General features: G+C 72.4%; 10 protein-coding genes and 1 riboswitch. Of the genes, 9 read left to right on the top strand and 1 reads right to left on the bottom strand.

Annotated elements, in window-relative coordinates; all coding sequences use genetic code 11:
• Positions 1-39 precede the first annotated feature (39 nt).
• The 5 genes from ACFXGI_RS10145 to ACFXGI_RS10125 all read left to right on the top strand — a co-directional run bounded on the left by ACFXGI_RS10145 (position 40) and on the right by ACFXGI_RS10125 (position 6,336).
• Positions 40-1,140 carry a polyprenyl synthetase family protein gene (locus ACFXGI_RS10145; RefSeq protein WP_384704964.1) on the top strand — a complete coding sequence of 367 codons (1,101 nt, stop codon included), beginning with the start codon at positions 40-42 and terminating at the stop codon, positions 1,138-1,140.
• Positions 1,141-1,257: 117 nt separating this feature from the next.
• The gene (gene shc, locus ACFXGI_RS10140; RefSeq protein WP_384704963.1) at positions 1,258-3,216 is read left to right on the top strand and encodes a squalene--hopene cyclase; all 1,959 of its coding nucleotides are present in this window, start codon (positions 1,258-1,260) and stop codon (positions 3,214-3,216) included.
• Positions 3,216-3,923: a 1-hydroxy-2-methyl-2-butenyl 4-diphosphate reductase gene (locus ACFXGI_RS10135; protein WP_384704962.1), complete on the top strand. Its 708-nt coding sequence runs from the start codon at positions 3,216-3,218 to the stop codon at positions 3,921-3,923. The genes shc and ACFXGI_RS10135 overlap by 1 nt, the downstream gene beginning before the upstream one ends.
• Positions 3,924-3,928: 5 nt before the next feature.
• Positions 3,929-4,957 (top strand): adenosyl-hopene transferase HpnH, encoded by a 1,029-nt coding sequence (hpnH, locus tag ACFXGI_RS10130; protein WP_384704961.1) that lies wholly within the window; start codon positions 3,929-3,931, stop codon positions 4,955-4,957.
• On the top strand, positions 4,954-6,336 hold the full coding sequence (locus tag ACFXGI_RS10125) for an aspartate aminotransferase family protein (RefSeq protein ID WP_384704960.1): 1,383 nt from the start codon (positions 4,954-4,956) through the stop codon (positions 6,334-6,336). The genes hpnH and ACFXGI_RS10125 overlap by 4 nt, the downstream gene beginning before the upstream one ends.
• A gap of 28 nt (positions 6,337-6,364) precedes the next feature.
• On the opposite strand, the gene ACFXGI_RS10120 is transcribed toward ACFXGI_RS10125, so the two are convergent.
• The gene (locus ACFXGI_RS10120; protein WP_384704959.1) at positions 6,365-7,183 is read right to left on the bottom strand and encodes a tyrosine-protein phosphatase; all 819 of its coding nucleotides are present in this window, start codon (positions 7,181-7,183) and stop codon (positions 6,365-6,367) included.
• 278 nt (positions 7,184-7,461) lie between these two features.
• A riboswitch (cyclic di-AMP (ydaO/yuaA leader) is annotated at positions 7,462-7,670 on the top strand.
• Positions 7,671-7,674: 4 nt separating this feature from the next.
• Here ACFXGI_RS10120 and ACFXGI_RS10115 point away from each other — a divergent pair.
• The 4 genes from ACFXGI_RS10115 (at position 7,675) to ACFXGI_RS10100 (ending at position 12,935) form a co-directional block, all read left to right on the top strand.
• Positions 7,675-8,655 carry a peptidoglycan DD-metalloendopeptidase family protein gene (locus ACFXGI_RS10115; RefSeq protein ID WP_384704958.1) on the top strand — a complete coding sequence of 327 codons (981 nt, stop codon included), beginning with the start codon at positions 7,675-7,677 and terminating at the stop codon, positions 8,653-8,655.
• A 166-nt stretch (positions 8,656-8,821) separates the two neighbouring features.
• Positions 8,822-9,604, top strand: coding sequence for an SGNH/GDSL hydrolase family protein (locus tag ACFXGI_RS10110; protein WP_384704957.1), 783 nt, complete (start codon positions 8,822-8,824; stop codon positions 9,602-9,604).
• Between the two features lie 170 nt (positions 9,605-9,774).
• Positions 9,775-10,974 carry an MBL fold metallo-hydrolase gene (locus ACFXGI_RS10105; protein WP_384704956.1) on the top strand — a complete coding sequence of 400 codons (1,200 nt, stop codon included), beginning with the start codon at positions 9,775-9,777 and terminating at the stop codon, positions 10,972-10,974.
• Positions 10,975-11,213: 239 nt separating this feature from the next.
• A complete protein-coding gene (locus ACFXGI_RS10100; RefSeq protein ID WP_384704955.1) occupies positions 11,214-12,935 on the top strand; it encodes a sensor histidine kinase in 1,722 nt (573 codons plus the stop codon).
• The last annotated feature ends 5 nt before the right edge of the window (positions 12,936-12,940 follow it).

Below are 12,940 nucleotides of genomic sequence, written 5' to 3'. Positions count from 1 at the left end.
ACGAACGCAGCAGCACGTACAGGACACAGAGGAGAGCCAGTGAACCCGGGGAATCCGGCTGTCGAGAACACGGACGCCGGCAACGGCGCAGCCGGAGGGGGCGTCGAGAAGGCGGACACGCTCGCACTCCTGGAGCGCGGCCGCGCGCTGTCGACCCCCGTGCTCCGCGCCGCGGTCGACCGGCTCGCGGCGCCCATGGACACCGTCGCCGCGTACCACTTCGGCTGGATCGACGCCCAGGGCAACGCGGCCGACGGCGACGGCGGCAAGGCCGTGCGCCCCGCCCTCGCGCTGCTCTCCGCCGAGGCCGCCGGGGCCTCGGCCGAGGTCGGCATCCCGGGCGCCGTCGCCGTCGAGCTCGTCCACAACTTCTCGCTGCTCCACGACGACCTGATGGACGGCGACGAGCAGCGCCGCCACCGCGACACGGTGTGGAAGGTGCACGGCCCGGCGCTGGCGATCCTCGTCGGCGACGCCCTGTTCGCCCTCGCCAACGAGGTCCTGCTGGAGCTCGGCACCGTCGAGGCCGGCCGCGCCGCGCGCCGCCTGACCACCGCCAGCCGCAAGCTCATCGACGGCCAGGCGCAGGACATCTCCTACGAGCACCGCGAGCGCGTCAGCGTCGAGGAGTGCCTGGAGATGGAGGGCAACAAGACCGGCGCCCTGCTCGCCTGCGCGGTCTCCATCGGCGCCGTCCTCGGCGGCGCGGACGACCCTACGGCCGACAAGCTGGAGGAGTACGGCTACCACCTCGGCCTCGCCTTCCAGGCCGTCGACGACCTCCTCGGCATCTGGGGCGACCCGGAGGCCACCGGCAAGCAGACCTGGAGCGACCTGCGCCAGCGCAAGAAGTCCCTGCCGGTCGTCGCCGCCCTCGCGGCGGGCGGGCCCGCCTGCGAGGAGCTCGCGAAGCTGCTCGCCGCCGACGCCAAGAGCAACGACTTCGAAAACTTCTCGGAGGAGGAGTTCGCGGCGCGCGCCGCGCTCATCGAGGCCGCCGGCGGGCGCGAGTGGACCGCGGAGGAGGCGCGCCGCCAGCACGCGATCGCCATCCGCGCCCTGGACGACGTGGACATGCCCCAGCGGGTGCGCGAACAGCTCGTCGCCCTCGCCGACTTCGTCGTCGTGCGCAAGAGGTGACCGCCGCCCGAGCAGGGATATGACGCGCGAGTCGCCGGCCGGCGCCGCCTGACAGCAGCGCCCGGCCGACGGCATACCCCAGCACAGCAGAGGACCACTGCCACGTAAGGGGAAGCCATGACAGCGACGACCGACGGCGCCGGTACCCCCGGCGCCGATCCGGATTTCACCACGCCGGACACGATGCGGGGTGCGCAGGAGGCCGCCGCACGGGCGACCCGGCATCTGCTGGCCCGCCAGGACGCGGCCGGGTGGTGGAAGGGCGACCTGGAGACCAACGTCACCATGGACGCCGAGGACCTGCTGCTGAGGCAGTTCCTCGGGATCCGGGACGAGGCCACCACGCAGGCCGCCGCCCTGTTCATCCGGGGCGAGCAGGGCGTGGACGGCACCTGGGCCACCTTCCACGGCGGACCGCCCGAACTCTCCGCCACCATCGAGGCGTACGTCGCCCTGCGGCTGGCGGGCGACGCGCCCGACGCCCCGCACATGGCCCGCGCCTCGGCCTGGATCCGGGCCCGCGGCGGGATCGCCGCCGCCCGTGTCTTCACCCGGATCTGGCTGGCCCTGTTCGGCTGGTGGAGCTGGGACCACCTGCCCGAACTCCCGCCCGAGCTGGTCTTCCTGCCGCCGTGGGTGCCGCTGAACATCTACGACTTCGGCTGCTGGGCCCGCCAGACCATCGTCCCGCTGACCGTGGTCTCCGCGAAGCGGCCTGTCCGACCGGCCCCGTTCGCCCTCGACGAGCTGCACACCGACGCGCGGCGCCCGTACCCTACCGCCAACCGCCCGGCCCCGCTGGCCAGTTGGGAGGGAGCCTTCCAGCGGATGGACAAGGCCCTGCACGTCTACCGCCGGTTCGCCCCGCGCCGGCTGCGCAAGGCCGCGATGGACACCGCCGCCCGCTGGATCATCGAACGCCAGGAGAATGACGGTTGCTGGGGCGGGATCCAGCCACCCGCCGTGTACTCCGTCATCGCGCTGCACCTGCTCGGGTACGACCTCGGCCACCCCGTGATGCGGGCCGGACTGGACTCCCTGGACCGGTTCGCGGTGTGGCGCGAGGACGGTGCCCGGATGATCGAGGCCTGCCAGTCCCCGGTCTGGGACACCTGCCTCGCCGCCATCGCCCTGGCCGACGCGGGCCTGGCGCCCGACCACCCGGCCCTGGTGAAGGCTGCCGACTGGATGCTCGGCGAGGAGATCGTGCGCAGCGGGGACTGGGCGGTGCGCCGGCCCGGACTCGCCCCGGGCGGCTGGGCGTTCGAGTTCCACAACGACACCTACCCCGACATCGACGACACCGCCGAGGTGGTGCTCGCGCTGCGCCGGATCAGGCATCCGGAGCAGGCCCGGGTCGAGGCGGCCATCGCCCGAGGGGTGTCGTGGAACCTCGGGATGCAGTCGAGGAACGGCGCTTGGGGCGCCTTCGACGCCGACAACACCAGCCCCTTCCCGAACCGGCTGCCGTTCTGCGACTTCGGCGAGGTCATCGACCCGCCGTCGGCCGACGTCACCGCCCACGTGGTGGAGATGCTCGCCGTGGAGGGCAAGGCGGCAGACCCGCGGACCCGGCGCGGCATCGCCTGGCTGCTCGCCGAACAGGAGCCGTCCGGAGCCTGGTTCGGCCGCTGGGGCACCAACTACGTGTACGGGACCGGCTCGGTGGTCCCGGCGCTGACGGCCGCGGGCTTCGCCCCGGCGCATCCCGCGATCCGGCGGGCCGTGCGCTGGCTGGAATCGGTACAGAACGAGGACGGCGGGTGGGGCGAGGACCAGCGCTCCTACACGGACCCCGAGTGGGCCGGGAGGGGGGACTCGACCCCCTCGCAGACCGCCTGGGCCCTGATGGCCCTGCTCTCGGCGGGGGAGCGGGACGGCAAGGCCGTCGAACGAGGCGTCGCGTACCTGGTGGAGACCCAGCGGGGGGACGGCTCCTGGGACGAGCCGCACTTCACCGGCACCGGCTTCCCGTGGGACTTCTCCATCAACTACCACCTGTACCGGCAGGTGTTCCCGCTCACCGCGCTCGGCCGCTATCTGTACGGGGAACCCTTCGCGCCCGGGGCGCCCTGATGGCCGCGGCCGACCGGGCCGAGGGCCCCGGACCATACGAGCCGCCGACGCCGGCCGAGCCGCCCGCACCGCTGCTGGTCGCCTGCGCGCTGCGCATCGAGCAGGCCGCCCTGCGCAGCGGCGGCGGCCGCGGCGCCGCCCGCCCCGAACCGGGCTACGCCGTGCTGCGTACGGGCATGGGCCCGCGCGCCGCCGAGCGGGCGGTCGGCCGGGCGCTCGCCGAGCCGGGGCTGCGCCGGGCCCCCGTCCTCGCCACCGGGTTCTGCGCCGGGCTGGTCCCCGGCATGAGCCCCGGCGACCTCGTCGTCGCCGAGGAGACCCGGGATCCGCGGGGGACCGTCACGTGCGCCGGCACCTCCCTGCTCGCCGAGGCGCTGGCCCGGGCCGCTCCGGGCCGGACCGTGCACACCGGCGCACTGACCGGATCCGACCACGTAGTCCGCGGCCAGGAGCGCGCCGAGCTGCGCGCCACCGGCGCCATCGCGGTCGACATGGAGTCCGCGGCCACCCTGTGGACGGCCGCCGGGGCCGCCGCCGATGGCTGGAACCGTCTGGTTGCGGCCGTCCGGGTGATCGTGGACGCTCCGGAGCATGAGCTCGTCCGCATCGGCACGTTCCGCGGTGGAATATCGGCCTTCCGCGTATTGCGTGCCGTACTGCCCGCGTTTCATGACTGGCACCGTTCTTTTCTGCTCCCCAGGAGGTGAGCCAGATGGCCATGCCGCTGCGACAGTCCATCAGGGTCGGGACGTATCTTCTCGAACAGAAGCTCCGCAAGCGTGAGAAGTTCCCGCTGATCGTCGAGCTGGAACCGCTCTACGCCTGCAATCTGGCGTGCGAGGGGTGCGGGAAGATCCAGCACCCGGCGGGCGTGCTCAAGCAGCGCATGCCGGTGGCCCAGGCGGTCGGTGCCGTCCTGGAGTCCGGCGCGCCGATGGTGTCCATCGCGGGCGGCGAGCCCCTAATGCACCCGCAGATCCACGAGATCGTCCGGCAGTTGGTGGCCAAGCGCAAGTACGTGTTCCTGTGCACCAACGCGATGCTGCTGCGCAAGAAGATCGAGAAGTTCACCCCGTCCCCGTACTTCGCGTTCGCGGTGCACATCGACGGGCTGCGCGAACGCCACGACGAGTCGGTGGCCAAGGAGGGCGTCTTCGACGAGGCGGTCGCCGCCATCAAGGAGGCGAAGAGGCGCGGATTCCGGGTCACCACCAACTCCACCTTCTTCAACACCGACACTCCGCAGACGATCATCGAGGTGCTCAACTACCTCAATGACGACCTCAAGGTCGACGAAATGATGATCTCGCCCGCCTACGCCTACGAAAAGGCCCCTGACCAGGAACACTTCCTGGGCGTCGAGCAGACCCGGGAACTCTTCAAGAAGGCCTTCGCGGGCGGAAACCGGCGGCGCTGGCGGCTCAACCACTCCCCGCTGTTCCTCGACTTCCTGGAGGGCAAGGCGGATTTCGCCTGCACCGCCTGGGCCATTCCGAATTACTCCCTCTTCGGCTGGCAGCGCCCCTGCTATCTGATGAGCGACGGCTACGTGCCGACGTACCGGGAGCTGATCGAGGACACCGACTGGAGCAAGTACGGCCGCGGGAAGGACCCGCGCTGCGCGAATTGCATGGCGCACTGCGGCTACGAGCCCACCGCCGTCCTCGCCACGATGGGCTCCCTCAAGGAATCGCTGCGCGCCGCCCGCGAGACGATCTCGGGGAACCGGGAGAAGCAGTGACCGGCTTCGACCTCCGCGCCCTGCTGGACGAGCGGGGCGGGGAACGGTACGAGCTCCACACGCGCCACCTCAACCACCAGCTGCCCCGGATGCTGCACACGATCGGCTTCGACAAGGTCTACGTACGGGCCGAGGGCGCGCACTTCTGGGACGCCGAGGGCAACGACTACCTGGACATGCTGGCCGGGTTCGGGGTCATGGGCCTGGGCCGGCACCACCCGGTGGTCCGCCGGGCGCTGCACGACGTACTGGACGCGCAGCTCGCCGACCTGACCCGCTTCGACTGCCAGCCGCTGCCCGGGCTGCTGGCGGAGAAGCTGCTCTCGTACAGCCCGCACCTGGACCGGGTCTTCTTCGGCAACAGCGGCACCGAGGCGGTGGAGACGGCCCTGAAGTTCGCCCGCTACGCCACGGGGCGGCCGAGGGTCCTCTACTGCGACCACGCCTTCCACGGGCTGACGACGGGCTCGCTGTCGGTCAACGGGGAGGGCGGGTTCCGGGACGGCTTCGCCCCGCTGCTGCCCGACACGAAGATCGCCCTCGGAGACCTGGCGGCCCTGGAGCGGGAGCTGAAGCGAGGGGACGTCGCCGCCTTCGTCGTGGAGCCGATCCAGGGCAAGGGCGTACTCGCGGCCCCGCCGGGATTCCTGCGGGCGGCGCAGGAGCTGCTGCACCGGCACAAGGCGTTGCTGATCGCGGACGAGGTGCAGACGGGCCTCGGCCGGACGGGCGATTTCTACGCGTACCAGCATGATCCGGGCGTGGAGCCGGACCTGGTGTGCGTGGCCAAGGCCCTTTCGGGCGGCTACGTACCGGTGGGTGCGACCCTAGGCAAGGACTGGATCTTCAAGAAGGTCTACTCGTCGATGGACCGGGTGCTCGTGCACTCCGCCAGCTTCGGCTCCAACGCGCAGGCGATGGCGGCCGGGCTGGCGGTGCTCTCCGTCATGGAGGACGAGTCGGTGGTCGCGAACGCGCGCGCGACGGGCGACCTGCTGCGCGGGCGGCTCGCGGCACTCGTGGACGAGTACGAGCTGCTCCACGAGGTGCGCGGGCGTGGCCTGATGATCGGCATCGAGTTCGGGCGGCCGTCCTCGCTCGGGCTGCGCAGCCGGTGGACCATGCTCCAGGCGGCCCGCAAGGGGCTCTTCGCACAGATGGTCGTGGTGCCGCTGCTGCAGAAGCACCGGATCCTGACGCAGGTGTCGGGCGACCACCTGGAGGTCATCAAGCTCATCCCGCCGCTGATCGTGGACGAGGGGGACGTCGACCGGTTCGTCTCGGCCTTCCGCGAGGTCATGGACGAGGCGCACGGCGGGGGCGCCCTGATGTGGGACTTCGGCAGGACACTGGTGAAGCAGGCCGTCGGCGGCGGCTGACGGCCTGCTCCTCATCGCGGGGGCCGGCTCAGTCGAGCAGCCGGTCCCGCAGCCGGCCGAGGGTCTCGGCCGTGAGTCCGAGGCCCTCGGCGAGGTACCGGTCGACCCCGCCCCAGTGTCCGTCGATGGCGTCGAAGGCGGCCGTCAGGTACTCGGCGCGGGCGTCGAACAGCGGCGAGAGCAGTTCCATCACCTCGGGGGAGCGGGCCTCGGGCGCATCGCTGCCGCGGCGCACGCGGTAGCGGCGGTGCGGGGCGTTGGACTCCAGGTAGTCCACCACGATCGCCTCCCGCCCGACGCCCAGCGCGAGCAGGGTGACGGCGATCGACAGGCCGGCCCGGTCCTTGCCTGCCGCGCAGTGCATGAGCGCCGGAACGCTGTCCTCGGCGAGGGCGTGCAGGACCCGGCCGTGCTCGGCGGTGCGCTTCTCGATCATCGTGCGGTACGAGTTGGCCATCCGGTCGGCGGCCTTTCCGTCGCCGAGGAGCCCGCGGAGCTGCTCGACGTCGCCGTCGCGGACCATCTTCCAGAATTCCTTGCCGTCGGCCGGATCCGACAGCGGGATGTTGACGTTCCGTACGCCGGGGAGCTCGACGTCGGGCCCCTCCAAAGCGTGGTCGGCGTTGTTGCGGAAGTCGAAGATGGTGTGCAGACCGAGCGACGCGAGGAATTCTGCATCGGTTTCGGTGGCATGTGCCAGATGTCCGCTACGGAACAGTTTTCCCGGCTTGACCCTCCGCCCGTCGGTGGTTGGGAGGCCGCCCACGTCACGGAAGTTGCGCACTTCCGAGAGCTCGGGCTCCGGTACGGGCTCCGTCCGCGGGGGCCGGGGTATCTGCTGGGTCACGGGAACTCCTCCGCATCGTCGTGGCGTGTCCGAATTACACTACTTGGGGCCAACTTGCCATAACCGGAGGCGAGATCGGGCACGGCCCCGTGAGCCAGATCATACGGTGACCGTGAGTGCCTGATCGTCAAAGTCGAATGGCCCGGCCGGAGGGGTTGTTGGTGCCGGGGAATGGACGGAGGGTGACCGGAATTCCGGTGGATTCCCGGTTCTGTGAATCCGTCAGGAAATTCGTGGCTTGTTCGGTGTGGCTCAACTCGATTACCTTCGCGATCGATCCGGATGGACCGCCGAATCCTGCCGCCGTCCGGAAACCGCACCCGACTATTCACGCGCGCGGCAGGAGCGGGGGAACCAGGTAGGCCGCTGTTCCCGATCATTCGCATCGGAACAGCTCGGGGTGAAGCCGTTCATGTTCTGTTCACGGACGGCCGGACATCTCCAGTCCGAACCCGACAGCTCACCTCGCAGGCGACGGAGAGGAATTCGCCATGCCTGCAAAGGGTAAGCACCGACGTCCCAAGTCCCGTTCCGTGGCGCGCGGCTTCGCCGTCGCGGGCACCGGCGGTGCGGCCCTCGCGCTGCCGCTGCTGGGTGCCGCCGGCGCCCAGGCGGCCGGAGCCCCGGCCGCCGCGCCCGCCGCCGCACCCGTGCAGGCGCCGCAGCTTCCGGCGGCGCCGCAGGCCGCGCCCGCCGCTGTCGCGCAGGGCTCTCCCGCCACTTCGGCCGTCTACACGGTCGTGCCGGGGGACTACCTCTCCAAGATCGCCCAGGACCGCCACCTCTCGGGCGGCTGGCAGCAGCTGTACGCCGACAACCGCGAGGCCGTCGGCGCCGACCCCTCGCTGATCCACCCCGGGCTGAAGCTGACCCTCGCCGCGAAGGGCGAGGCTCCCGCGCGGAAGGCGGCCCCGGCCCCGGCGAAGAAGTCCTCGGCCGCGGCCTCGGCTGCGGACCCGGCCTCGAAGGCGAAGGGCTCCGCGGACGCCGCGCCGGCCCCTGCCCCCGCCGCCGCTCCCGCCAAGAAGAGCACCGCCGTCAAGTCCGCCGCCGCGGTGAGCGCCGCCGGCTTCGTCGCCCCCGTCGGCGGTGGCGGCATCTCCACCCCGTACAAGACCCCCGGCGCCATGTGGTCCAGCGGTTACCACACCGGTGTCGACTTCATCGCGAGCTCCGGCACCACCGTCCGTGCCGTCGGCGCGGGCACCGTGGTCTCCGCGGGCTGGGGCGGTGCGTACGGCAACGAGGTCGTCATCCGGCACGCGGACGGCAAGTACTCCCAGTACGGCCACCTGTCCCAGCTCTCCGTCTCGGTCGGCCAGAGCGTCACCGGCGGCCAGACCATCGGCCTCTCCGGCTCCACCGGCAACTCGACCGGCCCGCACCTGCACTTCGAGATCCGCACCGGGCCGTCCTACGGCTCGGACATCGACCCGCTGGCCTACCTCCGCTCGAAGGGTGTGAGCATCTGACGGCTCCCGCCGTCGGAGAGGCAGTCGGACACGTGAGGCCGGGACCCGAGGGGGGTCCCGGCCTCACGCGCTGTTATTCCGTACCGACCGGGTGGTATAGATCACGGTCCGTCAACCCCTGCCTACGGTGGCGTAGGTCACGCACCGGGGTGAAGGATGTGTTCTCGTGGCAGCGACGACGACACTCAAGACCATCGGCTCGTACGCGGCGATCGGGGACAGCTTCACCGAGGGTGTGGGGGACCCGGGACCCGGGGAGACCTTTCTCGGCTGGGCGGACCGACTGGCCGTACTCCTGGCCGATCAGCGCGAGGAAAACGAATTCCGGTACGCGAACCTGGCCGTGCGGGGGCGCCTCCTCGACCAGATCGTGGCCGAGCAGGTCCCGCGGGCCAAGGAGCTCGCACCCGACCTGGTGAGCTTCTGCGCGGGCGGGAACGACATCATCCGGCCCGGCAGCGACCCGGACGACGTGGCGGAGCGGTTCGAGGCGGCGGTCGCCGACCTCACCGGAGCGGTCGGCCGGGTCATGATCACCACGGGCTTCGACACCCGCGGCGTTCCGGTCCTCAAGCACCTGCGGGGCAAGGTGGCGACGTACAGCGCGCACGTGCGCGCCATCGCCGACCGGTACGACTGCCCGGTGCTCGACCTGTGGTCGCTGAAGTCCGTACAGGACCGGCGGGCATGGGACGACGACCGGCTGCACCTCTCACCGGAGGGGCACACCCGGGTCGCGCTGCGCGCCGCCCAGGTACTGGGGCTGGAGGTGCCGGCCGATCCCGACCAGCCGTGGCCGCCCCAACAGCCGCGCGGCTCGGTGGACGTGACCCGGGACAACATCCAGTGGGCCCGGGAGTACCTGGTGCCGTGGATCGGACGGCGGCTGCGCGGGGAGTCCTCGGGGGACCACGTGGAGGCGAAGCGTCCGGACCTGCTGCCGCTGTAGCGCGCAGGGGGCGGGTCCGGGGGGAACGGGCCGGCGGGGGCGGTCGTGGAGGCGGCGCGAGAACGGGGGCGCGCGGCGGAATCCTTCGAGGCCGGTGCGCGTTGGCATGGTGGTAGACCGGTATTCCCTACGGCCTCACGACCATCCGCCCCACCCTCCCAGGAGGCGCTTTGACCGGCTCCCGTCCCCTGCGTCCTCGGCTGCGCGCCTTGCGGCCCGAAGCCTTCGGCGCGGATCCGTCCGGCGCCCGCCTGGAGCGGATCCGGCGATCGCCGAACTTCGCCGACGGCGTCTTCCAGAACCCGGTCGGGGCCCGGACCAGGCCCTCCGGCTCCATGATGGAGTTCGCCAAGATCTACTTCCACAAGGAGCAGCGGACCCGGCGCAACCCCGGCGCGCCGATCCCGGTGTATCCGACGACGCTCGCCGAGCTGGCGAAGCCGCCGGTGAGCGGGTTGCGCCTGACCTGGATGGGGCACTCGGGCGTGCTCGCGGAGATCGACGGGCGGCGGGTGCTGTTCGACCCGGTGTGGGGTGAGCGGTGCTCCCCGTTCCCGTTCGCCGGTCCCAAGCGGCTGCACCCCGCGCCCGTACCGCTGGCCTCGCTGGGGCCGGTCGACGTCGTGGTGATCTCGCACGACCACTACGACCACCTCGACCTGCCGACGATCAAGGAGCTGGCCGGGACGGACACGGTCTTCGCCGTCCCGCTCGGCGTGGGCGCCCACCTGGAGCGCTGGGGCGTGTCACCGGACCGGCTGCGCGAGCTCGACTGGAACGAGGCCACGGAGGTCGCGGGGCTCTCGCTGACGGCGACCCCGGCACGGCACTTCTGCGGGAGGGGCCTGCGCAACCAGCAGAACACCCTGTGGGCCTCGTGGGTGGTCGCGGGCGACGAGCACCGGATCTTCCACAGCGGCGACACCGGGTACTTCCCCGGGTTCGCGGAGATCGGCGCTGCGCACGGCCCCTTCGACGCCACGATGATCCAGATCGGTGCGTACTCGGAGTACTGGCCCGACATCCACATGACTCCCGAGGAGGGCATGCAGGCCCACCTCGACCTCCAGGGCGGCATCCCGCACGGCACGATGCTCCCGATCCACTGGGGCACCTTCAATCTGGCGCTGCACCCGTGGGACGAGCCGGGCGAGGGCACCGTGGCCGCCGCCGAGGCCACCGGGGCGGCGATCGCACTGCCGATCCCGGGCCAGCCGTTCGAGCCGGGCGACGCGGACGCCCCGAGCGAGGCGTGGTGGCGCCCGTTCGTCGCCTCGGCCCCGCCCGTACCGGCGGCGTCCTCCCGCCCGGTCGCCGCCACGCGTCCCCCGGCCGCCGCGCACGAAGAACCGGAGGCCGTCGGCTCGTAGCCGGTGTTCCGACAGCGGGGGGTGGTACGTCCGCCGGGGCCGCTGCGAATGCGCGCCCCCGGCGGATTCGGGCTGTCGTACGAGCGCTCCGCCGGGAGCGGGAAGCATCCCGGCGAAGTTCCCCAACTGTCTGTCAGCGGCGGGATTGTGCGGTCTAGCGTGGGTATCCGGTGATCAACACTGTGATCCACACCGGGCCCCGGAACCCTGGGGGCCCGGGCCCCACGTAGAGGACGCCGATGTCCGGACTCCGCGCCGCCCGCCACGCCCCGTCGAGACACGCCGTCACCGGTCCCGTCCGGCAGATACGTCCCCAGCTGGTCCGCGCCGCCCTGCTGCCCACGCTCGCCGCCGGGCTCAGCGGGGCCGCCGCGGTGATCTTCACCCTCCAGCTGGGCGGCGGCGCGGGGGAGCGGGACGCCCGGCTGTGGCCGGTCCTCGCGGGCTGCGCGCTGCTCGTCGTCGGAGCGCTGGCCGCCGCCCTGCTCGGGGCCCGGCGCTCCGCCAAGGCCGTCCGGGACCGCTGCGAGGCCCTGCGCCGCTCCAGCATGCGCGGACGCCAGGAGCTGCGGACGGCCGCCGAGCGCCTGGAGCGGGGTGAGCAGCCGGTCCGCCCCGTCCGCGGCGGCCCGACGGCGCCGCCGCCCGGCAGCGACCCGGACCGGGTGGACGAGTTCTGGCTGCTCTCCCAGGAACTGCGCGGCGCCCGCGAACACGCGCACACGACCCTCGTACGGCTGGCCGGCCCGGCCGCGCCGTCCGACAGCGACCGCAAGGTAGAGGTCTTCGTCAACCTCGCGCGCCGGCTCCAGTCCCTCGTGCACCGGGAGATCTCGCTGCTCGACGAGATGGAGGACACGGTCGAGGACCCCGACCTCCTCAAGGAGCTCTTCCACGTCGACCACCTCGCCACCCGGATCCGCCGCCACGCCGAGAACCTGGCCGTACTCGGCGGCGCCGCCTCCCGGCGACAATGGACCCGGCCCATCGACCTGAGCGAGGTGCTGCGCTCTTCCGTCGCGGAGGTCGAGCAGTACACGCGGGTCAAGGTGGTGCCCCCGGCGGGCGGCACCGTACGCGGCCACGCCGTCGCCGACGTCGTGCACCTGCTGGCCGAACTGGTCGAGAACGCCACGGTGTTCTCCGCCCCCGACACCGACGTGGTGCTGCGGGCCGAGCGGGTCACCGCGGGCATCGCCGTGGAGGTGGAGGACCGCGGGCTGGGCATGCCGGCCGCGGAGCAGCGCCGCATGAACGCGCTGCTCGTCGATCCCGATCAGGTCAGCGTCCGGCACCTGCTCGCGGACGGGCGGATCGGCCTGTTCGTGGTGTCGGCGCTGGCCCGGCGGCACGGGATCGCCGTCGAGCTGAAGTCCAACATCTACGGCGGCGTGCTCGCGGTGCTGGTGCTGCCCCAGGAACTGCTGGGGGCGGAGGCGCCGAGCGCCGCCGATGCGCTCGGGGGCTCCCGGGCCACGTCGGGGGGGACCGGCGACGGGGGCGCGGCGATGCCCCCGCTGGAGCCCGTGCGGGTGGCGGTGCCGCGGCCGATGCCGCAGCCGCAGGCACGGAGGGAGCCGGAGCCGGCCGCACCGGCCTGGGCGGCCCCGCCGCCCGCGCCGCCCGCGCGGCCGGTCGTACGGGAGCAGGCCGTACACGAGCAGGCCGTACGGGAGCCGGCCGTTTGGGAGTCGGTCGTATGCGAACCGGTGCCCGCGGCGCCCGCGCCCGTACCGCCGGCCCCGCCGGCCACGGTGGTGGCCGCCGTACCGGCCGCCCGGACGGATCCCGACCGGCCGACCCTGCCCCGGCGCCGGGCCCAGCACCACCTCGCCCCGCAGCTGCGGGACGCCCCCGCCCCGAAGCCGGCCGACACGCCCGAACAACCCGTGCACGACCCGGGCCTGATGGCCGCCTTCCAACGGGGCTTCGGCCTCGCCCAGTCGGAGAACCAGCCATGACCCCG

This window comes from Streptomyces sp. NPDC059355, assembly GCF_042752335.1.
In the GTDB taxonomy this organism is placed as follows: Bacteria; Actinomycetota; Actinomycetes; order Streptomycetales; family Streptomycetaceae; genus Streptomyces.
This window is presented reverse-complemented; position numbering and strand designations above follow the sequence as displayed.

Coding starts and splice junctions, on each gene's coding strand:
- ACFXGI_RS10135 (WP_384704962.1), top strand. CDS start 3,216: ATGGCCGCGGCCGACCGGGCCGAGGGCCCCGGACCATACGAGCCGCCG.
- hpnH (WP_384704961.1), top strand. CDS start 3,929: ATGGCCATGCCGCTGCGACAGTCCATCAGGGTCGGGACGTATCTTCTC.
- ACFXGI_RS10115 (WP_384704958.1), top strand. CDS start 7,675: ATGCCTGCAAAGGGTAAGCACCGACGTCCCAAGTCCCGTTCCGTGGCG.
- ACFXGI_RS10100 (WP_384704955.1), top strand. CDS start 11,214: ATGTCCGGACTCCGCGCCGCCCGCCACGCCCCGTCGAGACACGCCGTC.
- shc (WP_384704963.1), top strand. CDS start 1,258: ATGACAGCGACGACCGACGGCGCCGGTACCCCCGGCGCCGATCCGGAT.